Source organism: Candidatus Dedyshia acidiphila (genome assembly GCF_051025295.1).
GTDB lineage: Bacteria > Acidobacteriota > Terriglobia > Terriglobales > Acidobacteriaceae > KBS-83.
Genome location: NZ_JBMGJV010000007.1, coordinates 69022 through 90965, shown reverse-complemented (window position 1 = coordinate 90965; position 21944 = coordinate 69022). Strand labels below are relative to the sequence as shown.

The 21944-nt window shown below is 64.6% G+C and carries 15 protein-coding genes; 9 read left to right on the top strand and 6 right to left on the bottom strand.

Translation table 11 applies throughout. From position 1 onward, the window contains the following. Positions 1 to 49: 49 nt before the first annotated feature. Both xseA and glmM read left to right on the top strand, forming a co-directional pair. Positions 50 to 1609 carry an exodeoxyribonuclease VII large subunit gene (xseA, locus tag AC5IJH_RS04925; protein WP_491901691.1) on the top strand — a complete coding sequence of 520 codons (1560 nt, stop codon included), beginning with the start codon at positions 50 to 52 and terminating at the stop codon, positions 1607 to 1609. Next, positions 1606 to 2955, top strand: coding sequence for a phosphoglucosamine mutase (glmM, locus tag AC5IJH_RS04920; RefSeq protein WP_491901690.1), 1350 nt, complete (start codon positions 1606 to 1608; stop codon positions 2953 to 2955). The genes xseA and glmM overlap by 4 nt, the downstream gene beginning before the upstream one ends. Here glmM and polA read toward each other — a convergent pair. Genes polA through AC5IJH_RS04905 form a run of 3 tightly spaced genes read right to left on the bottom strand, consistent with a single transcriptional unit; the run spans position 2952 to position 7597 of the window. Further along, on the bottom strand, positions 2952 to 5723 hold the full coding sequence (gene polA, locus AC5IJH_RS04915) for a DNA polymerase I (RefSeq protein ID WP_491901689.1): 2772 nt from the start codon (positions 5721 to 5723) through the stop codon (positions 2952 to 2954). The genes glmM and polA overlap by 4 nt on opposite strands. Beyond that, positions 5720 to 6796 (bottom strand): tRNA preQ1(34) S-adenosylmethionine ribosyltransferase-isomerase QueA, encoded by a 1077-nt coding sequence (gene queA, locus AC5IJH_RS04910; RefSeq protein WP_491901688.1) that lies wholly within the window; start codon positions 6794 to 6796, stop codon positions 5720 to 5722. The genes polA and queA overlap by 4 nt, the downstream gene beginning before the upstream one ends. Positions 6797 to 6805: 9 nt before the next feature. Next, positions 6806 to 7597: a lysophospholipid acyltransferase family protein gene (locus AC5IJH_RS04905; protein ID WP_491901687.1), complete on the bottom strand. Its 792-nt coding sequence runs from the start codon at positions 7595 to 7597 to the stop codon at positions 6806 to 6808. Here AC5IJH_RS04905 and recG point away from each other — a divergent pair. The 3 genes from recG to AC5IJH_RS04890 all read left to right on the top strand — a co-directional run bounded on the left by recG (position 7566) and on the right by AC5IJH_RS04890 (position 11361). Beyond that, positions 7566 to 9797 carry an ATP-dependent DNA helicase RecG gene (gene recG, locus AC5IJH_RS04900; protein WP_491901686.1) on the top strand — a complete coding sequence of 744 codons (2232 nt, stop codon included), beginning with the start codon at positions 7566 to 7568 and terminating at the stop codon, positions 9795 to 9797. The genes AC5IJH_RS04905 and recG overlap by 32 nt on opposite strands. Before the next feature lie 2 nt (positions 9798 to 9799). Then, positions 9800 to 10180, top strand: a complete 381-nt coding sequence (locus AC5IJH_RS04895) for a holo-ACP synthase (protein WP_491901685.1) — start codon at positions 9800 to 9802, stop codon at positions 10178 to 10180. A 104-nt stretch (positions 10181 to 10284) separates the two neighbouring features. Next, entirely contained in the window at positions 10285 to 11361 is a 1077-nt protein-coding gene (locus tag AC5IJH_RS04890) for an MlaD family protein (RefSeq protein ID WP_491901684.1), read from the top strand. A gap of 71 nt (positions 11362 to 11432) precedes the next feature. Here AC5IJH_RS04890 and AC5IJH_RS04885 read toward each other — a convergent pair whose 3' ends face one another. Next, a complete protein-coding gene (locus AC5IJH_RS04885) occupies positions 11433 to 12518 on the bottom strand; it encodes an alkaline phosphatase family protein (protein ID WP_491901683.1) in 1086 nt (361 codons plus the stop codon). A gap of 23 nt (positions 12519 to 12541) precedes the next feature. Next, on the bottom strand, positions 12542 to 13855 hold the full coding sequence (locus AC5IJH_RS04880) for an alkaline phosphatase family protein (RefSeq protein WP_491901682.1): 1314 nt from the start codon (positions 13853 to 13855) through the stop codon (positions 12542 to 12544). A 229-nt stretch (positions 13856 to 14084) separates the two neighbouring features. Between AC5IJH_RS04880 and AC5IJH_RS04875 the strand changes: the two genes are divergently transcribed. From AC5IJH_RS04875 to AC5IJH_RS04860, 4 genes are all read left to right on the top strand, one after another. Further along, complete coding sequence (locus AC5IJH_RS04875; protein WP_491901681.1) at positions 14085 to 15431, top strand: TCR/Tet family MFS transporter; 1347 nt, start codon at positions 14085 to 14087, stop codon at positions 15429 to 15431. A gap of 159 nt (positions 15432 to 15590) precedes the next feature. Next, positions 15591 to 17699 carry a M13 family metallopeptidase gene (locus AC5IJH_RS04870; RefSeq protein ID WP_491901680.1) on the top strand — a complete coding sequence of 703 codons (2109 nt, stop codon included), beginning with the start codon at positions 15591 to 15593 and terminating at the stop codon, positions 17697 to 17699. A 246-nt stretch (positions 17700 to 17945) separates the two neighbouring features. Beyond that, positions 17946 to 19256: a lactonase family protein gene (locus AC5IJH_RS04865; RefSeq protein WP_491901679.1), complete on the top strand. Its 1311-nt coding sequence runs from the start codon at positions 17946 to 17948 to the stop codon at positions 19254 to 19256. Positions 19257 to 19386: 130 nt separating this feature from the next. Further along, positions 19387 to 20676 (top strand): lactonase family protein, encoded by a 1290-nt coding sequence (locus tag AC5IJH_RS04860; protein WP_491901678.1) that lies wholly within the window; start codon positions 19387 to 19389, stop codon positions 20674 to 20676. A 75-nt stretch (positions 20677 to 20751) separates the two neighbouring features. On the opposite strand, the gene AC5IJH_RS04855 is transcribed toward AC5IJH_RS04860, so the two are convergent. After that, entirely contained in the window at positions 20752 to 21894 is a 1143-nt protein-coding gene (locus tag AC5IJH_RS04855) for an acyltransferase family protein (RefSeq protein ID WP_491901715.1), read from the bottom strand. Between the last annotated feature and the right edge of the window lie 50 nt (positions 21895 to 21944).

Sequence of the window (21944 nt, the reverse complement as noted above, 5' to 3'; positions counted from 1 at the left end):
CCTCGACGACCGGCTCACTCGCCGTTCCACAACGGTGTAGACTCGCTGTTTGGCACACCTCCGCTCCGACAGCGACGACCCCGCCGGACAGCTTGGACTGCTCTTCCCGGCGGAGCAACAGCAGCAACCACCAGAGCCGCAGCGCCGCATCTGGAGCGTCAGCGCCCTCGTCGCTGAGATCCGCGGCCACCTCGAACGCAGCTATGCCGACTGCTGGATCGAAGGCGAAATCTCAGGCCTGCGCGCCGCTCCCTCCGGCCACGTGTACTTCACGCTGAAAGACGAGCAGGGCCAGTTGCCGGTCGTGCTCTTCCGCCGCCAGGCACAACTGCTCCGCTTCCGCCCCGCCGCCGGCCTGCACGTGCTGGTGCGCGGCCGCGTCTCCATCTACGAAGAGCGCGGCCAGTTGCAGATGATCGCCGAAACACTCGAGCCCGTCGGCGCTGGGTCACTCCAGTTCGCCTTCGAGCAGCTCAAGCAGCGGCTCAAGGATGAGGGCCTCTTTGACGCGGAACGCAAGCGGCCACTGCCCGCCTATCCGCGCTGCATCGGTATCATCACGTCGCCTACCGGCGCCGTCATCCGCGACTTCCTCAACATCGTCAACCGCCGTCACGCCGGGCTGGACATTCTGCTCTTCCCCGCAGTGGTGCAGGGCGAATCCGCCGCGGGCGAGATCGCCTCCGGCATCCTCTACTTCAATCGAGCAGAGAACGTGGATGCCATCGTGCTCGCGCGTGGCGGTGGCGCGCCCGAAGATCTCGCCGCATTCAACGCGGAACCGCTGGCCCGCGCCATCGCCGCATCGACCATCCCCGTCGTCTCCGCAGTCGGCCATGAGACTGACTTCACCATCGCCGACTTCGTCGCCGACCTGCGGGCCCCAACACCGTCCGCCGCCGCCGAGCTGCTCACGACACTCCAGCACGGCGTTGCCGAGCGTGTGGACAGCTTGCAGCTCCGGCTCGTCCGCGGATGGCGCTACGCCATCACGCTCGCGCGGCAGCGCTTTGCCGCGGTGTCCTCGGAAGCGAGTATCGCGCGCATGCGCAACCGGCTCGACCGTAGTCAGCAACGCGTGGACGAGCAACAGTTCCGGCTGAATGGGAACGTGCAACGCACATTACAGAAACATCGCGCCGCGCTCGATGTGTTGCACACACGCCTGCTGCGCCAAAGCAGCCTCGAAGCACTTGCGCTGCGGCAGAGACGCTGCAGTGACATCACGCAGCGCCTGCATGCAGCGATGCGCGCACGATTGCTCGCAGCGCATCGGCGCGCCGACCAGCTTGATCACGACGTGCTGCTGCACTCGCCCGCGCACCGTTTCCGCCAGTCGCGCCAACTCATCGAGCACCTGACCGAACGCGCCGCTCGCGCCGGGGCAATTCAGTTTCGCCACGCCCGCAGTTCGCAGCAGGCCCTGCGCGATCGGCTCGAGGCACTCTCGCCGCTCGCTGTACTCAGCCGCGGCTACAGCCTCACCTACACACAAGATGGCCAACTGCTGCGCGTCAGCACCGGCACAGGCGTGGGTGATACGCTCACCACCCGGCTGGCACAGGGCACACTGCGCAGCACTGTTCGCGAGATCACAGACAAATCATGAGAAAGCTCTTCGGCACAGACGGTATCCGCGCGGTAGCAGGTGACGCGCCCCTGGATCAACGCACAATTCACGCAGTCGGGCTCGCGCTCGCCCACACGCAGCAGCGGCATGGCGTGACGCCGCGCGTCCTGCTCGGCATGGACACGCGCGAATCCAGCGAATGGATCAGCGCCACACTCGCAGCGGGTCTGCGCGAAGGCGGCGCCGTGGTCGAGAGCGCCGGCGTCATCACCACGCCTGGCATTGCCTATCTCGCGCGGCGCCACGGCTTCTCCGCCGGCGTCGTCATCTCTGCCTCCCACAATCCATGGCAGGACAACGGCATTAAGATATTCGGCGGTGACGGCTACAAATTGCCCGATGAGCAGGAGCTCGAGATTGAGGCTGAAATCTTCCGCTCACTCGAGAACCGTGCAGCCGCCCCCGCCGGCACGCCGAAAACGCTCGCCGTCATGACGCATTACCGCCACGACTACGAGCGGTTTCTTCGCGAGGTCGTGCCCGGCCTTCACCTCCACGACAAGACCTTCGTCGTCGACTGCGCCAACGGTGCCGCCTCCGCCATTGCGCCGGAACTCTTCGCAACGCTGGGCGGCACGCTTTACCTCACGCATGCGCACCCGGACGGCCGCAACATCAACGAGCAATGCGGGGCGCTCCACGCAGAGATCGTCGCGGCAGAGACGAAGCAGCGCCACGCCGACCTCGGCATCACGCTTGATGGCGACGCCGACCGCGCCCTCTTCGCGGACCGCCACGGCCGCGTCGTCAATGGCGATGCCGTCATGCTGCTGGCCGCCCGCGATCTGCAGACTCGCGGACTGCTGCGCGACAACACCGTCGTCGCCACCACTATGTCGAACATGGGCCTCGAGGCAGCGCTCGCCGCCAGCAACATCCGCATGCTGCGCGCGCCTGTCGGCGACAAATACGTGCTCCAGATGATGCACGAGAACAACGCCACACTCGGCGGGGAGCAATCGGGTCACATCCTCTTCCCCGGCCACAGCACCACCGGCGATGGCCTGCTCACCGCACTGCTCGTGCTCGATATCGTGCAGCGCTCTGGCCGCCCGCTCGATGAACTGGTAGCTGACCTCAAGGTATTTCCGCAGGTCATCGTCAACGTGAAGGTGCGCGAGAAGCGGCCACTCACGGAGATCGCCGACGTGCGACAATCCATCGAAGAGGCCGAAGCCGCACTACGCGGCCGAGGGCGCGTCGTCGTGCGCTACAGCGGCACCGAGGCGTTGGCTCGCGTGATGATCGAAGCAGAGTCGCGTGAAGAGATGGAGACGCACGCAGCGCGCATCGCGGGCACGATCCGCGCCGCGCTCGGCGTTTAGCCCTTCAGATCACGCCAGTTCTGCCCGATGCCGATGTCTGCGACGATCGGCACCTTGAGCTCCATGACGTGCTCCATCTCCTGCTTCACGAGCGCGCTCACCGCATCCACCTCTTCGGGCACCACGTCGAACAGCAATTCGTCATGCACCTGCAGCGTCATCTGCGAGCGCAGCTCCTCATCCCGAAGCCGCGCATCGATGCGGATCATCGCGACCTTGATCATGTCGGCCGCCGTACCTTGTAGAGGCGTGTTCACCGCGGTGCGCTCAGCAAAGCCGCGCAGGTTCGGGTTGCGGCTCTGGATGTCCGGGATTGGCCGCACGCGCCCGAAGAGCGTGCGTACCTGCTGCGCCGAGCGCGTCTCCGCCAGCACTTGGTCGATGAAGCGTCGCACGCCCGCGTAGCGATCGAAGTATGTGTCAATGTACAGCCGCGCCTCGGATTGCGGAATGCCCAGGTTCGCTGCGAGCCCGAATGGCGAAATGCCGTAAACGATCCCGAAGTTCACTGCCTTCGCGCGATTGCGCGTCTCCTTGCTCATCGACGACGCCGGCACGCCGAACACCTCCGACGCCGTGAGCGTGTGAATGTCCTGCCCGGTGCGGTACGCCTCGACCAGCAGCGGATCCTCGGAGAAGTGCGCCATCAGCCGCAACTCGATCTGCGAATAGTCCGCCGCCAGCAGCACATGCCCGGGCGCCGCGATGAACGCAGCGCGAATCTCCCTCCCCTTCTCGGTCTTGATCGGAATGTTCTGCAGGTTCGGATTGGTCGATGAGAGCCGGCCCGTCGCCGTGCCCACCTGGTTGAAGGTGGTGTGCACACGTCCTTCGCTATCCGCCAACAGCGGCAGAGAGTCGACGTAATTCGATTTCAGCTTCGCGAGCTGCCGATGCGCCAGCACCTTCGCTGCCACCGGATGATGCGCAGCAAGCTCCTCGAGCACGTCCTGCGCGGTCGACACCACCTTGCCTTTGCCGTACTTGATCGGCTTCGGCAGCTTCATTTTGTTGAACAGCACATCGCCCAATTGCTTTGGAGAGTTCAGGTTGAAGCGTTGCTCTGCATGGGCGAAGACCTCATCACTCACCCTCATCATCTCGGCAGTCAGCTCTCGCTCCAACCGCTCGAGCACACCCAGATCAATTCTTACGCCCGCGCGCTCCATACGAAGCAATACCGGGACCAGCGGCTTGTCGATCGCGTCATAGACCTTGATCGCATCCACGCTCTCGACATCCGCTCGCATCGTCGGCGAGAGCACGCGGATCGCGGCCGCCTGCTCCGGAAGCGCACGCTCGTCCTTCTCCGCAAGTGGCGTGCTGCTGAACCGTGCCGCCACATCTGCAAGTCGATGCGTCGCGTGCGTCGGGTTGATCAGGTACGAATACAGCATCAGGTCATCACGCACACCGGCGATCGTGATGCCGTGCTCCTCAAGCACGCGAAGCGTGGCCTTCAAATCGTGCACTGTCTTCGGCACCGCAGCGTCTTCGAGCAGTGTCTTCAACTGGGCGCACTCCGGTGCGGTCAGGGAGAGCCGCAGCGCCACTCCATCCTCCGACGACACCGCGACATAATGCTCCCGCCCGGTGGACTTCTCTTCCCGCTCGGCCGTCTCCACCATGTCCAGCAGAGACAGGTTGCGCAGCATCGGCTGCTCTTCCTCCGCGGCTTCGGTCTCGTCTTCGCTGACCTCCTGCGCGACGGCCTCAAGCGTGCTCACATCCACGGCCAACGCGAAACCCTCGCGGGCGGCCTCGAAGAAGCGTGCAATCTGCTCCTTCGTCGGTTCTGTAAGTAGTTCGGTCTTTGCCGCATCGATGGCTGGCGCCATCTCCTTCAGCAATGTTGTGAACTCAAGCTCATTGAACAGCGCCCGTGCCGCCGCCAGGTCGGGCTCCTGCGTCTCCATCCGATCGAGTTCCAGTTCCACCGGCACGCTGCAATGAATCGTCACCAGCTCTTTGCTCAGCAGGATGTTCTCGCGATTGTTTTCGAGTGACTCGCGATACGTCTTGCGCTTCACCTCGCTCGCGCGATCCAGTGCCGCTTCGAGCGACCCGAACTGCTGGATCAGCTCCACCGACCCCTTGTCGCCAATGCCCGGCGCACCGGGAATGTTGTCGATCGCATCGCCACGCAGCGCCATCACGTCAACGACCCGCTCCGGCGGCACGCCCAGCGTCTCCTGCACCGACTCGCGATTGAGCACCAGGTTGTCCTTCGCCGGATTCAGCACCAGCACGTGCTCCGTCACGAGCTGCAGCATGTCTTTGTCGTTCGACACGATGTACACCTGGTGCCCCGCCGTCTCCGCCTTATGCGACAGCGTGCCGATCACGTCGTCCGCTTCGAAGCCCTCGTACTGGATGATGGGGATGCGAAACGCATCCAGCGCACGCCGGATGTAGGGCAGTTGCTGTGCAAGATCCGCCGGCATCTCGGTGCGGTTGGCCTTGTAGCCCTCGTACGCCACCTCGTCGAACTGCTGCGTCTTGATGTTGAACTTGCGCACGGAGGTCATCGACTTCGCGCGTTCATCGCGGAACACCGGCGTCATCGTGTCGAAGATCGCGGCGAAATAATGTGGCGTGAAATCGCGGCGCAGCTTGTTGATCATGTTCACGAACACATACGTGGCCGCCGTGGGCAGGCCGCTGCGCGTGGACATCGGCCGCTGCCGCTGCATCGCGTGATACGCGCGAAAGATGAACGACATCGAGTCGAGCAGAAAGATCGGCGGCTTCGTGTCAGAGTTCGTCATAGCTCTCCTGAAGTTGAGATGAACATGCAGTCGCCGTAGGAGAAGAAGCGATACTTCGCTTCGACAGCATGACGATACGCGGCCAGCGTGGCTTCTTGCCCGGCGAACGCGCACACCAGCATCAGCAGCGTCGATTGCGGCAGGTGAAAGTTCGTCAGCATCGCATCCACGGCACGAAAGCGATGCCCCGGCCCGAGAAAGATGCTGGTCGATCCGCGATGCGGCTCGACCTCGCCGTCCGCGCGCAGTGACGCGCAGTGCTCGAGCGTGCGCACCGTCGTGGTTCCAGCGGCAACCACATGCCGTCCCTCACGTCGTGCGCGGTTGATCTGCTCCGCCGTCTCGGGCCGCAGCTCATAGTGCTCGGCGTGCAGGCGAATATCTTTGACACGCTCCGCCCGGATCGGCTGAAATGTGCCGAGCCCCACATGCAGCGTCACCGAGCAGACGTGCACCCCGCTTGCGCGGATCGCGTCCAGCATTCCCGGCGTGAAGTGCAGGCCCGCCGTCGGCGCCGCTGCCGATCCGCGCTCCCGGGCATACACCGTCTGGTAGCGCTCGCGATCCGCCGCGCTGTCATCACGATGGATGTAGGGCGGCAGCGGCATGTGCCCGAGGCGATCGAGGCGGCCGTCGAAATCCTCGACCGCAGCGAACCGAAGGGTGCGCTCGCCGCGCTCGGCCGCTGCGATCACCTGGGCGCTGAGACCTTCCTCCTCGCCGAACAGGACACCATCGCCCACGCGCAGCTTCCGTCCAGGCTTCACCAGCGCACGCCACGTCCACTCGTCCAGCCGCTCCGTCAGCAACACCTCGATGCGACCCGTCGCGGCCGTAGTCTCGTCCGGTCGCCGCGCGCGCACTCCGTAGAGCCGCGCTGGAATCACGCGTGAGTCGTTCAGGACAAGCACATCGCCCGCGCGCAACTGCTGTGGAAACTGCTCGAAGACAGCATCCCGCCACGCGCCACTCCTGCGGTCGAGCAGCAGCATGCGCGAGCCGCCGCGTACCAGCGGCGGCTCCTGCGCAATCAACTCCTCCGGCAGCGCGAAGTCGAAATCAGAGACGAGCACCTGCTGATTCTAGTGGCCGGCTCGCGACTCGGCGATGCCACGCAGCCGCTCCAGGGTCGCCTCTGCCTCACGTCGCGCCGATTCTTCGGCCACCTCGTCTGGCGCCCGCACCGGCCGCCCCCACACGATCTGCACGCGCGAAAACGGCCGCGGAATCAGCAGGCCATCCCAGGAGCGCAGCACCCAGGCGCGCTCCGGCTGCATGTAAAACGTGTGCACAGGCAGCCCGGTGAGCCGAGACAGCCGCACCATTCCCGGCTTCAACTGATACCGCGGTCCCCGCGGCCCATCTGCCGGGATCACGCCCGTCGCGCCGTCGTTCACCGCACGTGCCAGCGCGCGCAGTCCACTCGCCCCCCTGCGCGAACTCGACCCACGTACCGTGCTGTACCCCAGCCGTTCGATCGTGCGCGCGATCAGCTCGCCATCGCGGCTCGCACTGATCAGCAGCGTCGTGCGTGGCCGGCCCACGAAGTAGCACGCGGCCACGAGCAGGTTGCGATGCCAGAAGCACCACAACGCTGGCTCCCCTGCGTCACCGCGCGTGCGATACCAGTCCGCCTCGCCGCCATCTTCGCGGATGGACTCATAGCGCAGCGTGCGGGCGAGAAGACGGATCAGCACAGCCGCGAGCGGCGGCACGATGCGCAGCGACAACCGCTGCGACCAGCTCAGCCTGTGCTCGATCCTCTCCGGCCCGCCGTTGCTCTGCGTGCGCGCGTCCCCCGTGCTCGGAGGCAGTGTAGCAGCGGCTGTTAGCATCGAACCCGTGCTCGCCATCGATACGCCCGTCCAGTTCATCAGAGGGATTGGACCGCGCATCGGCGAGACGCTCGCAGCCAAGGGCTTCCTCACCGCCGAGGATCTGCTCTATCACCTCCCTTTTCGCTACGAGGACCGTGCCAATCCGCGCGCGCTGCACGAGCTCGTCGCAGGAGAGACCGCCAGCTTCATCGGCGAGGTGCGCGGACATATCCTCTTGCGCACTCGCGCCATGCCGATCTTCGAGCTCACGCTCGGTCAGGGCACCGGCACACTGAAATGCATCTGGTTCCGCGGTACCTACCTGAAGGATCGCTTCCAGGCCGGCCAGACCGTTGCCGTCTTCGGCCGTGTCGAACCATCGCGTTCGTCGCGCGGCTTCAAGATGATCCAGCCGCAGTTTGAAATCCTGCCCGAGGCGACCGAGGAGTTTTCGAGCCTTGAAATGGGCCGCATCACGCCGATCTACGAGACACTCGGCGGCCCCAAGCTCGGCTCCCGTTTCTGCCGCCGCACCCTGTTCAGCCTGCTCGACGAGCTGCGTGGCCACATCCCCGAGACACTCCCTGCCTCCCTGCTGGGACGCCACGGCCTGCCTTCGCGTGAATCGTCGCTGACCCAGGCACATTTTCCCGACGCCGCCACACCAGTCAGCCAGTTGCAGTCCGCGCGCACTCCGGCGCACCGCCGCCTCATCTTCGAGGAGCTCTTCTTCCTCGAACTTGGCCTTGAGATCAAACGCCGCAAGGCAAAGGAGCGCACCGGCATCGCCTTCGTGCCGGACGCGAAGGTCCGCGCTGCGTTGCGTGAGGTGCTGCCCTTCCACCCCACGACGGCACAAAAGCGCTCGCTCGGCGAGATCGTCGAGGACATGAAGCAGCCCAGCCCGATGCGCCGTCTGCTGCAGGGTGACGTCGGCTCCGGCAAGACCATCGTGGCGCTGCAGGCCATGCTCATCGCCATCGAGAACGGCTACCAGGCCGCACTCATGGCGCCCACAGAGATCCTCGCTACGCAGCACTATCTCGGCGCACGCAAGCTGCTGGAGCGCGCCAGCCGCCGCTACCAGATCACGCTGCTCACCGGCTCGCTCGACCCGCTGCACAAGCGCGACGCACGCTGGCGGATCGCAAGCGGCGAAGCCGACCTGATCATCGGTACGCATGCGCTCATCGAGGAAAAGGTCGACTTCGACCGGCTCGGACTGGTCGTCGTTGATGAGCAGCATCGCTTCGGCGTACTGCAGCGCTTCCGGTTGATGAAGAAGCCCGGGCAGGGCGAGCCCGACGTGCTCGTCATGACGGCTACACCAATCCCGCGCACGCTGGCGCTGTCGCTCTATGGCGACCTCGACCTCAGCGTGCTCGATGAACTGCCACCCGGCCGCACGCCCATCACAACGCGCCGCGGCTCTGACGAAAAGTCGGACGAGGTGTGGCAGTTTGTCCGCAAGCAGGTGAAGGCGGGTAGGCAGGCCTACATCGTCTACCCCGTCATTGAAGGCCCCAATGACGACCAGCCCGAGCTCGACTTTGCCGACGCGGACGAGCCCGCGCCGCCCCCGCCGCGCAAACGTGGCGCCAAGGCGCCCACCCTCTTCGCCAGCGACGACTCCGGCCGTCCGACACTGAAGGCAGCCACCCAGATGTACGACGAGTTGCGCGATGGCGCGCTCTCTGGGCTGCGGCTGGGCCTGCTGCACGGCCGCATGCCCGCGGACGACAAGGAGATCGTCATGCGCCGCTTCCAGCGTGGCGAGCTCGACGTGCTCGTCTCCACTACCGTGATCGAAGTCGGCGTGGATGTGCCGAATGCAACCGTGATGGTGATCGAACACGCGGAGCGCTTCGGTCTCGCGCAGCTACATCAACTCCGCGGACGCGTCGGCCGCGGCAGCGCCAAAAGCTTCTGCATCCTGATGACCGGGGGCCGCGTCTCTGCGGATGCAGAGCAGCGCCTCGACGCCATGGTACGCACGCAGGACGGCTTCGAGCTCGCTGAGCTCGATCTGGAGTTACGTGGACCGGGCGAGTTCTTCGGCACGCGCCAGGCCGGGCTGCCCGACTTCCGCGTGGCCAACCTGGTGCGCGACCGCGAACTGCTCGAGCTGGCCAAGCGCGAGGCCGCTCAATTCGTCGCCAGCGGCGGCGCAGAAGCCAGCGAGGCGGAGCGCGCCATCGTCTCGGCTCGGCTCAAGCAAGCCTGGCAGCGGCGCTATGGACTCGTGGAGGCAGGCTGAGCATGATCGTCGGCACCGGCATCGACCAGATCGACATCGCCCGCATCGCGCAATCGCTCGCGCGCTACGGCTCGCGCTTCCTCGACCGCGTCTACACACCCGGCGAGATTGACTATTGTCGAAGCAAACGCCAGAACGCGGCCGAGAGCTTCGCCGCGCGCTTTGCCGCCAAGGAGGCCGCAGCCAAGGCGCTCGGCACCGGCATCGGCTTCGGCGTCACCTGGCGCGAGATCGAGGTCACCCGCGACCCGAGGGGCCGTCCCTGTCTGCTGCTGCACGGCCGCGCTGCCGAGATCGCCGAGCAGCTCGGTGTCCACGCATCCTCGCTCTCCATCACCCACACGGGCACCATCGCGATGGCCTTGGTGATCCTCGAGGGCTGACCGCATCCAACTGCCCTTAACCCGCTGCCGCTCCGGAGTCGTCCGTTTGGTACTCTCTCCGTAGCCGATACATGCGGCAGCCGCAGGTCCCGGAGCGAGGTTTCGTGCCCAGTCAACACGAAGTGCAGTGGTCGCAACTGAAGGTCGGCGTCGTGGTGGTCGTTGCCCTCATCAGTCTGACGGCACTCATCTTTCTCATGTCGGGCAGCACGGGCGGGCTCTTCACCAGCAAGCTGATGCTGCGGTCCTACTTCGAAAACGCCGCCGGCCTGAAGGTCGGCGCGCCAGTCAACCTCGAAGGCGTGACCATTGGTAATGTGAAATCCATCAGCATCGTCCCCAACCGCAAACTGACGCCGGTCGAAGTCGTCATGAAGGTCAGCAGCAGCGGCAGCAAGTACCTGCATGAGGATTCACGCACCACGCTCAACACGGTCGGCGTGCTCGGCGATACCGTGGTCGATATCGATTCGAAGCACGCCATCGGGCCGCCGGTGAAAGATAACGACGAACTCGGGACGACCGAAAGCCCGAATCTCTCCGACGTCATCAAGTCCAGCCAGGGCACCATCGAACAGGTCAACACGATCCTCGCGAAGATCGACAGCTTGGTCGATTCTCTCAACACCGGCAAAGGCTCCATCGGTCAGCTCATCAACGACCCCACGCTCTACAACAAGGCCGTCCAGACAGTCGATCAGCTCTCGAAGTTGAGCAACGACATTAGCAGCGGCAAGGGCTCGCTCGGCAAACTCCTCACTGATGAGACGCTCTACAACAACCTGAATGACACGACGGCGCGCCTCGACCGTATCAGCACGGCGATAGAAAGCGGCCAGGGCTCGATCGGCAAGCTGATCAAGGACCCCTCGTTCTACAACAACCTGAACGAGACCGTCGCGAGCGCAAATTCGCTGCTCGCCGAGGCCAATGCAGGCAAAGGCGCGATCGGCATGATGGCCAAGGACCCGCAGTTTGCCGCGAAGCTCCGCGACACGGTCGATCGGCTCGACTCGATCATGAACCGCATCGACAGCGGCCAGGGCACAATCGGTCAGCTCGTGCAGAATCCGTCGCTCTACAACAATGCCGACGCGATGATCACGGAGAGTCGCAACCTGGTCACCCAGATTCGCGAGAATCCGAAGAAATACCTCACCTTCCACGTCAAGATCTTCTAAGCGATAGATCTCTCTGAGCAGAGAAAGAGCGGGGCCGCAGCCTCCGCTCTTCTGCATTCGCCTTAACGGCGCTACTTCGCCGGCTTCGGGTTGTTGAAGACGTCAGCGCCGAAGGCAGCCAGCCCGCTTGGCTGCGCATAGCCCAGATACGGCACGCCGAACAGCGACTCCATGGTCTTCAGCAGTGCGTAGTGGTTGTAGGGCGTGCTGTTCTGCGTTCCCGGCTTTACATACGGCGACAGAACAACGGTGCCCACCAGTCCCCCACCCGGGCCGTCGATCCCCGGCAGCGGCGAGTTCGGGCCCGGCAGTTCGCCGCAACAGGAGCTCGCGTCCGAGCTGCCGCTCGCGCCGAAATCTGCCTCGTCGAACGTGATCACCAGCATGCCGCCTTTGCGGTAGGCCGGCGAGTTCAGAATCGTTGGAACCCACGTCTGCAGCCACTGATCGGCCGACACCAGGCCGCCCGGCTCTCCGTCCGCGCACGGCGAATCGTGCCCGTCATGGCAGAGGTTCGGCACGATGTACACCAGGTTCGGCGTCGTGCGCTGGCTGCTCAGGTCTGTCTGTAACTGCGTCAGCGGCACATCGTTCGCGGCACACTGGCCAGAGTCGAGCAGCGAGTGGAAGTACACGAATGGGTTGTGCCGCGTCGCGTACGCATTACTCGGGGTCGCCGCCTGCGTGGTGTCCTGCATATTCAGCGCCGGATGAGCGCAGTGAGACGGCATGTCCTCCATGTAACCGCGCCAGGTCAGCCCGGCGGAGGCAAGCTGGTCGGCAATCGTCTTCACCGACGCTGGAAACACGCACCCCTGGCCGGCCAGCTGACCGTACGGTGCGGTCACGCCAGTGCTGACGAACTCCGAGAAGATCTGACAATCGCCCTGGTTCTGCGGATTGGGCGCCTGCCCGCTAATCATCGCAATGTAATTGTCATTGCTGTTGTGACCGATGCCGTAGTACTGGGTGAGCAGCTCGCCCTTGGCGGTCAGCGTGTTTGCGAGATAGGGCGCAGCCGAGCCCGGCCCGAAAGTCTGTGCGTAGTCCTTGTTCTCGAGCACGATGACGAACACATTGCGGATCGGCGGCTGCTGCGCCAGCACCGGGACCGTTGCGCACAGCAGCACAAGCAGGGGGAGAAACATTCGCTTCATCTCGTGGCTCCTCATTGTTGCCGTTAGTAGAGAGTGAATCCGTATTGCTGGGCCAGAGCGGCGATCGCCGGCCGCTCGGTCTCTTCAGAGCTGGTGCTGGGCAACGACCCCGTCACCGCAGAGCTGCAGGCCGTGCCAAATGGCCCAGTCGGCACCTTGTAGCGCGGCGCATCCAGGTTCGGCTTTCCGAAGTTGAGCACCGTGGCCAGGTTGTTCGCTTGGCTGTCGCGCACCGTCAGCGCACTGAGCCCCCATCGCCACTCGATCAGCTTGAGCACCGACGTGTGATCGAACTGCGTTCCGGACACCGCGTGACGCCGCGCGAAGGGCGAGATCACCAGCGCCGGCACGCGGAAGCCGATCCGTCCGTCGCTGCCGACCGCCGCGTCCGCTGTCGGGATGGGCTTCAGCGGCGGCGGCACATGATCGAAGAACCCGCCCCACTCGTCGAAGTTGATGATCAGCACAGTGCGTCCCCATGCCGGGCTCTGCGTCACCGCGGTGTAGACCTGGTTGAGAAAAGCCTCGCCATTGCGAACATCCGCGTGCGGATGATCGTCGTTCGAAGTTCCGCTCGATTCGTCCTCGAACCGTGGATCGATGTACGACACCTGCGGCAGCGTTCCTGTCGTACACGCGGCGATGAACTCGGTGAACGGCCGGCTGATGTCGAGATACTTCGCTCCCCACAACGCTGTGAATGGAATGTCGTTGTAGTAGTACCGGCCCGTGAGCCCGGCCAGTGCCAGCCGATCCCAGATCGTCGGCAGTGTCGACACTGTCGTGCTGTCGTCCAGCCGATCGGTCTGAGCCGCATGCTGGTACAGGCGATTGGGGTAGGTGGGCCCCAGGATGCCGGCAAAGTATTGGTCGCAGACCGTCCACTGCGGCGCTGCCTGGCTTAGAAAGCTCAGGTCCTGCGCCTGGTAGTAGCCGATCGGGAACAGGTCGTTGGTTCCCGCACGCAGCCAGCCGTCGCACGCGCCCCCGTCATACTGCGCGCGGGCACCCTGGTACGAGTGGTCCGGATCCTCGTAATCGCAGCCTTGGTACGTCGTCAGGTGGTAGGTCGGGTGCGACACACCCGCCTTGTCGGCGTAGCTCAGCCCGCCCTGCCGTCCGTTCGCACCGGGCAGCCAGCCCAGGAAGTGGTCGAACGAGCGATTCTCCATCATCACCAGCACGACGTGATCGATGCCCGATGCGTCCGGATGCGGCAATGCCGCATTCTGCTGATTCATCGCGGCCATCAGCCCACGCTGCCCGCTCAGCGCAGCAGCAGACGCAGCCATCGTCAGTCCACCGACGAAACGGCGACGCGAAACGTTGTGTGTCATGGGTCACTCCGGAGAGCGCGCGCCGATCTCGCACTCCGCTCTCAGCCTGCTTGGAGCAGCACTTCTCCCGAGGAGATCGCCCGGTGACCCGTTCCGGACGCGCATATTCAACGAAAGTTCACAAGGCGACCTGACCGCCCGGCCCTCCGTGCTGCGAAACACGGTTCTCGCTTTCTCCGAGCCCTCGGAGCTCTCCCCCGTCTATCCTCAGTCCTGCGGAGGCGCATGCATGGCGGAGGGTCAGGACTCGGAACTGCATAGCCCCGTTGCCCTGCACACGGAACAACCGCCGCTGGGCGCACTCCACACTTCTGTCCCCCATAGCCCTGCTTCGCCCGGCGGTGGCCCTCCCCGTCGTGGCCATCGTGCCGCCGCTGCCTTCATCTTCGTCACCATCGCGCTCGACATGCTGGCGCTCGGGATGATCGCCCCCGTGCTGCCGGCGCTCATCACCGGCTTCCTCGGCGGCAATGAAGCGAACGGCGCTGAGATGTTCGGCATCTTCGGCACCGTCTGGGCCGTCATGCAGTTCGGCTTCTCGCCGCTGCTCGGGTCCCTCTCCGATCGCTTCGGACGCCGGCCCATCATCCTGCTCTCGAACTTCGGCCTTGGCCTCGACTACTTCGTGATGGCGCTCGCGCCTTCGCTCCCGTGGCTGTTCGTCGGCCGCGTCATCTCCGGCATCACCTCGGCCAGCATTCCCACCGCCATGGCCTACATCGCGGACGTGACCGACCCGGAGCGCCGCGCGGAGGCCTTCGGGATGGTGAGTGCTGCGTTCGGCCTCGGCTTCGTGCTCGGCCCGGCACTCGGCGGCGTACTCGGCGACGTCAGCCCCCGGCTGCCCTTCTGGGTCGCCGGTGCCATGAGCCTGCTCAACGCCATGTATGGCCTGTTCGTGCTCCCCGAGTCGCTGCCTCGCGACAAGCGCGGCATCTTCTCCTGGAAGCAGGCCAACCCCATCGGCGCGCTCACCCTGCTCCGTCGCCATCGCGAGCTCTTCGGCATCGGCTGCGTCCTGCTGCTCAGCTACCTCACGCAACAGTCGCTGCAAAACACCTGGGTGCTCTACACCGACTATCGCTACCACTGGAGCGCGAAGAGTGTCGGACTCTCGCTCGCACTGGTCGGCGTCGGTTCGGTCATCGTCGGCGCGCTGCTCGTGCGTCCGCTGGTCCGCTGGCTGGGCCAGCGCGCCACCCTGCTCTGGGGGCTCGGCATCGGCTGGGTTGGCTTCGCCATCTTCGGCCTCGCTCCCACCGGCGCGTTGTTCCTGCTCGGGATTCCGCTCATGAACCTCTGGGGACTCGCCGGCCCTACGGCCCAGGGCCTGATGAGCGTGCACGTCAATCCGCAGGAGCAGGGCCAGTTGCAGGGAGCCGTGCAATGCATACGCGGCCTCACTGCACTGGTTGGCCCCGGCATGTTCACGTTCGTCTTCGCTGCCGGCATTCGTACAACGCTTGGCGTCCACCTGCCCGGCGCGCCCTTCCTGCTCGCCGCTGTCATCCTGCTCAGCGCTCTGCCCGTTGCTGCCTGGGTGACCCGCCACGCTCCGGCTGGCGGCCGCCGCTGATCGCATGAACGCTCCGGTCGCCACGCCCGATTGCGACTGCTGCGCTTTGTGCTATCGTGCGGCTTCGGCTGTTCTTCTGCGCGCGCCGTCCGCAAAGAACAACCGTTGTTTCCAGGCAGATGGTGCAGCCTGCCTCTGCCACCTCACCCCGGGAGTGCCATGCTGCATCCTCTTCGCTTCGCCGCCATCGTCCTGATGGGCACCGGACTCGCCTGTGCTCAAAGCGCCCTATCCTCCAACAGCCTGCGTGAACTGGACGCACTCGCCGATACACCCGCGAGCAGCGCGCCCGCCGAGCCCAAGGCGCCGAAAAGCTTCGACCTGACCGCCATGGATCGCACCGCCGATCCCTGCACCGACTTCTTCCAATACACCTGCGGCAACTGGGTCAAGAACAACCCCATCCCCGCCGACCAGGCACGCTGGGGCAGCTTCAATATGCTCGCCGAGCGCAATCAGTGGCTGCTCTACAAGGACCTCGAAGCCGCCGCCGACCCCAAAGCGAAGCGCACCCCGCTAGAAGCCAAATACGGCGACTTCTACGCCTCCTGCATGAACACGGCTGAGGTCAACCAGAAGGGCGCTGCCCCGCTCAAGCCGGCGCTCGATCGCATCGCCGCCATCAATGACAAGAAGCAGCTCGCCACCAGTCTCGCCGACCTCGAACGCCAGCACGGCACCGACGCGATGTTCCGCTTCGGCGTGCAGCAGGATCTGAAGGACAGCTCGAAGCAGATCGCGATGGTGGGCCAGGGCGGCCTTGGACTGCCGGACCGGTCCTACTACGTCGAGAAGACCGAGCGCGAAACCAAGATCCGCGACCAGTACCTCGAACACATGACGAAGATGTTCACGCTTGCGGGTGACTCACCGGATCAGGCTGCCGCCGAGGCGAAGAACGTCATGACCATCGAGACCGCGCTCGCCGAGGCGTCCCTCAGCCGCACCGAGCTGCGCGAGCCCACCAACCGCTACCACATCAAGAGCGTCGCCGAGCTCAAGACACTCGCGCCCGCTTTTGATTGGTCGGACTACTTCAGCGGCATCGGCATCGGCTCGTTCGACACGCTCAACGTCGGGCAGCCTGCCTTCGTCGAAGCCCTGAGCAAGCAGATCGAGAGCCAGGATCTGGGCGCGTGGAAGAGCTATCTGCGCTGGCAGGCCATCCACTCCGCCGCACCATGGCTCAGCGACAACTTCGTCGACGAGAACCACAAGTTCTACGAAGCCACCCTGCAGGGCGCGCAGGAGCTGCAGCCCCGCTGGAAGCGCTGCACTCGCGCGGTCGATCAGGCCATGGGCGAGGCCGTCGGTCAGGACTGGGTCAAGAAGAACTTCCCGCCCGAAGCCAAGGACAGCATGGTGCGCCTCGTCAAAGCGCTCGATACTGCGCTCGGCGAGGACATCCAGCAGCTCTCCTGGATGAGCGACCCGACCAAGAAGGAAGCCGAAGCCAAGCTGGCGCTGTTTCGTAACAAGATCGGTTACCCACAGCACTGGCGCGACTACTCGAAGCTCGACGTCGATCGCGACGACCTCCTCGGCAACCTCGATCGCGCCGACGAGTTCGAACAGCAGCGCAATCTAAAGAAGCTCGGCAAGCCGGTGGATGAGACCGAGTGGGGCATGACACCGCCCACCGTCAACGCCTACTACAACCCCAGCCAGAACGACATCAATTTCCCGGCCGGCATCCTGCAGCCGCCATTCTTCTCGCTCACCACCGACCAGGCCGTCAACTTCGGCGGCATCGGCGTCGTCATCGGCCACGAGATGACGCACGGCTTCGACGACCAGGGCTCCAAGTACGACGGCAAAGGCAATCTGCGCGAGTGGCAGACACCGGAGGACCGCAAGGCCTTCGTCGAGCGCACCGATTGCGAGGTCAAGGAGTACGACAACTTCGCAGCCGCGCCCGGCGCCAACGTCAATGGCAAGCTCACCCTCGGTGAGAACACCGCGGACAACGGCGGCATCCGCATCGCGTTCCTCGCACTCCAGAACACGCTCGCGCAGGAGGGCAAGAAGATCGACGGGCCGGAGGTCGATGGTTTCACCCCCGCGCAGCGCTTCTTCATCGGCTTCGGCCAGGTGTGGTGCGAGAATCGCCGCGAGCAGTACTCACGCATGATGGTGAAGGTCGATCCGCACTCGCCCGGCAAGTTCCGCGTCAACGGCACAGTGCAGAACTTCGAGGAGTTCGGCAAGGCCTTTCACTGCAAGAAGGGTGCGCCGCTCTACCCGGAAAACAGCTGTCGCGTCTGGTAGACGAGTCACACACACCAGCGGCCGGAGGAGACCACATGCCCCTCCGGCCGCTTTGTTTTGCGCTTCGCGCCTCGTTCGCCGGCCTGCTTTCGCTTTGCTTTAGCCTTCGTCTGAAGGACAAAGGGGCCCGCCGCTAGCCCGGAACTGCACAAACCTTTTACAATGATGGCGGGTCTCCACCCACACCTTGACGCAGTATCAGCAGCCCTCAAAGCGGACGTGCGCTTCGGGATGCGAAGGAATCGGATGAAGTTGAAGACACTCGGCCGGGCTGCTCTGGCCCTCGCCGCCTCTGCCGTTTCTGTGCTCGGCATGACGTCCTGCTCGCGCAGCTACACCGTCGGTTACTTCTTCGCTACCGGTTCCTCGACCGGCGCGGGAACCACCAACGGCCTCATCAATACCTACCGCATCCGGAACACCACCGGCGAATTGCTGCCCGCCGCGTCGACCGGCTCGGGCGGTGTTAATCCGAGCCAGGTGCTCGTCGGTTCCAGCGGCACGTTCCTCTATGTCCTCAACCAGGGCTGCGGCAACCAGGGCCAGGCGCCCTGCAGTGGCGGCGGCGCGGCACAGCACAGCTCCATCGATCTGTTCACCGTCGGTGGCCGCGGCACGCTCACGCATCAGCAGAGCTACCAGCCGCAGGGCGACAGCACGATCAACATACAGATCAACGGCAATTACCTGTACACGCTCGATCAGTTCGCGCCCACGGACGCGAACGGCCCGAAGCCCTACGGTGACATCACTGCCTTTTCGATCGATCAGAACACCGGCCGCCTGACCCTCCTGCCCAATCAGCAGACAGGTTCTTCGACCGCGCTGCTCACCTACTTCCCGGTCGGCACTAATCCGGTCTGGATGACCCTCTCGGGCAGCTACGCCTACGTGGCGGAGCAGGGTGCGGGCACCGCGACTGATCCCTCGCAGGCCATCTTCATCTACGCGCAGAACACGACCAACGGTCAGCTCACGTTGACCCAGAGCACGCCAACTCCAACGGGCGCCACCCAGTTGACCTACGTCTACGCCAACGGGTCCACCATCTACGCGCTGGATGCAGGCACCACACTGCCGCTCGATCAGGCCGGCAATACCAACACCCCGGGTCAGATCCTGATCTACACCGTCACCTCCGGTGGCACCCTGGGCGGTGGCATCACTGCCAAGGCCAACACGGCGCAGGGCGGCATCGCGCGCTTCCCCGCACGCGTCATCGTCAGCGACTCGCGCAAGTTCGTCTGGGTCGCCAATGCTGGCGTCAACACCCAGGCCAACACCGTGGGCAGTGTCGTGACCGCGTACAGCGTTCAGCAGAACGGTGAGCTCGCCGACGCCAACACGGGCGGCAACATCATTCCCACCGGCTCCAGCCCCCGCTGCATCGTCGAAGATCCCTCGAACCAGTACGTCTATCTCGTCAACTTCCAGGACAGCACCATCTCCGGCAAAAAGATCGACCAGAATGCTGGCGTCCTCACGGCTCTGCCCAAGGGCACGCCCGCACCTCCGGGATCTCCCACCTGGTGTGCGGTCTCCGGAAGCACGTTCTAAGCAAGGCCAACCGGGGGTGCTGTCAGTACAATGAAACAGCACTCCCAGACATTCGAACGACAGACGCTGCCCTGCAGCAGCTATGGCCTGCGACGGCGAAAGCCGCAGGCACGAAGGACGAAGGAATCGAATGAAGTTTAGTCAACTCGGCCAGGCTGCTCTGGCCACCGCCGTCTCCGCCGCCCTGGTGCTTGGCATCACCGCCTGCGGACAGAGCAATACCGTCTCTTTCGTCTACGTCGCCTCGGCCGGCGCCAACCCCGGCAGCGTCTACGCCTATGCCTCCGATGGTGAGTCGGGCGCGCTGACCCAGATCAAGGGCTCTCCCTACCCCGCAGGTCGGAATCCGATCGCGCTGCTGACCTCGCCCAACAACAAGAACGTGTATGTCCTGAATCACGACGACAACACGATCGTCGAGTACGCCGCAGGCAGCGACGGCACCCTGTTCGCACAGAACACCTACAACCCCAAGTCCGGCACCAATCCCAACGGCATGGCGCTGAGCCCCGACGGCAAGACGCTCTACGTCGTCGAGGCCTATGGCTTCGGGCCCAACAACACGCCGTTTAGCGCCACCACGCCCGGCGTGGGCGCGCTGGTCACCTTCGCCGTGAACCCCAATGGCACGCTCGGCGCAGAGAACGCTTACGCCACCTGCAACAACCCCGTCGCTGTCTCGGCCGTCGCCGACGGCAGCGCCGTATACGTGGTCAACGATCCCGCCGGTCAGCTCACCAGCCTCATCACGACGGTCGAACAGCAGAACGTCGGAGCCACAGGCAACGCCACCGTCACCTATCCCGCAGTCGGCGCCTGCAGCGGCGGCGCTAACCCCGTCGGCCAGGTCTCCACCTATGTGGTCAACCCGGATCGCACGCTCACTGACGGTGCCGGCTCGCCCTTCCGCGCTGGCGTCGCGCCCGTCGGCATCGCCACGGATCCGACCAGCCGGTTCACCTACGTCATCGACTACCGCCAGAACCAGATCCTGTCCTACGCCATCCAGCCGAACGGCGGACTGGTTCCGCTCGTCAACAGCACCACCACGACCGGCAACCTGCCCAGCGCCATCACCATCGACCCGCGCGGCAAGTTCATCTACGTCTCCAACTACAGCTCCGGCACGCTCAGCGGATACGAGATCAACGCCACGAACGGCATGCCCGCTGGCCTGGTCGGCGGAAGCTCGGTCGCAACTGATCCCGGGCCCGTCGGCGTGTCGGTCGAAAGCTCCATCGGCCGCTACGTCTACACCGCCAACTTCCTCGGCAACTCGGTCTCCGGCCTCTATCTCGATCCCAACGCCGGCACCACCAGCCAGGTACAGAACACGCCCTTCACCGGCGCGAACAAGGCCACCGCGGTGACCACGGTCAAGCACGGCGATCACGCAATCCAGCTCAACCCGACTTACTAAGCACATCGCACCGCAAACAGCAGAAGGCCCGCATCTCGCATGCGGGCCTTCTGCTTTGGTCTCGAGAATGAATCGCTACGGCACACTCGGCGGCATCGCCGGCGCGGCAGCCATGCTGCTCATCCGACGCTTCAGCCAGCGCTGGCCCGGCCGCTCGATCAGGTACATCGTCGCAATGGCCACAAGCACCAGCACCACGTACGAGAGCCACGGATCGAAGCGCATCAGCCCCGCACGCTCGATCACGTGCAGTTCATCATGCAGCAGCAGCCATACATTGAAGTGCAGGATGTACAGGCAGTAGCTCGCCTCGCCGATCACGATCAGCGGGTACACCGTGAACAGCCGCGTCAGCAGGTTCTGCCCCGCCAGCCCGAGGATCACCATCGCGTACAGCGGCATCAGCAGGCCGTCGTGCATGAAGACGTACGGCATGTGGTTGCCGAAGTAGAGCACCGCGTAGAGCGCGCCAAAGCCCATCACCCCGATCGCTAACCGCAGACGTCCCCGCTCTGGCAAAAAGTCATTCAGCCCCGCCAGCGCCATGCCGAACAAAAACGATGGCAGATGCTGCACAGGCCCGAACTTGATCAGCCGCAGCCACCACCCATTCGAATAACGCCCCGGATGCGGATCGCCATCTGGATTCAGCACCGCATACAGCGTGGGCAGCACAAAGCTCAACACCCAGAAGCCGAGCATCGTCCACAGAATGCGCCGCCGCGTCTGGGGTCGCCGTAGCGTGATCAGCCACGGAAACAGCGCGTAAAAGAACACATCCGTGGTCAGCGTCCACGCCGGCGTGTTCCAGAACGTGCAGTAGTCCGGCGACCAGCCCTGCGACAGCAGCAGTGTCAGCCCGACGCCCGTAGCAAACTGCCCGTGCGTCCGCCCCAGCCACTCCTGCCGCAGTACCAGCGCCGACACCACTAGCGAGAACAGGAACACCGGGTAAATGCGCGAGAAGCGTGCCTGCCAGAACGAGAGCGCGCGCATCTCCCCGCGGTCCGCGCGACCGCGGTAGTTGTACGCCAGCACAAAACCGGAGAGCAGCAGGAAGAAGCTGACCGACACGTAGCCGTTATCGACCACCGGCGCGAACAGGCCGAAGTTCTTCGGATCGGAGAAGTGGAAGAAGACGATGTTCAGCGCAGCAAGAGCGCGCATCCCGGTCAGGGCATGGAGGTGCTGCCTGCGCGGAGCTGCGGTCGTGGTCACTGCGTCCAAGGACGGCGGCTCCTCCGCTCGAGTTGCACCCGCAGGCGCAG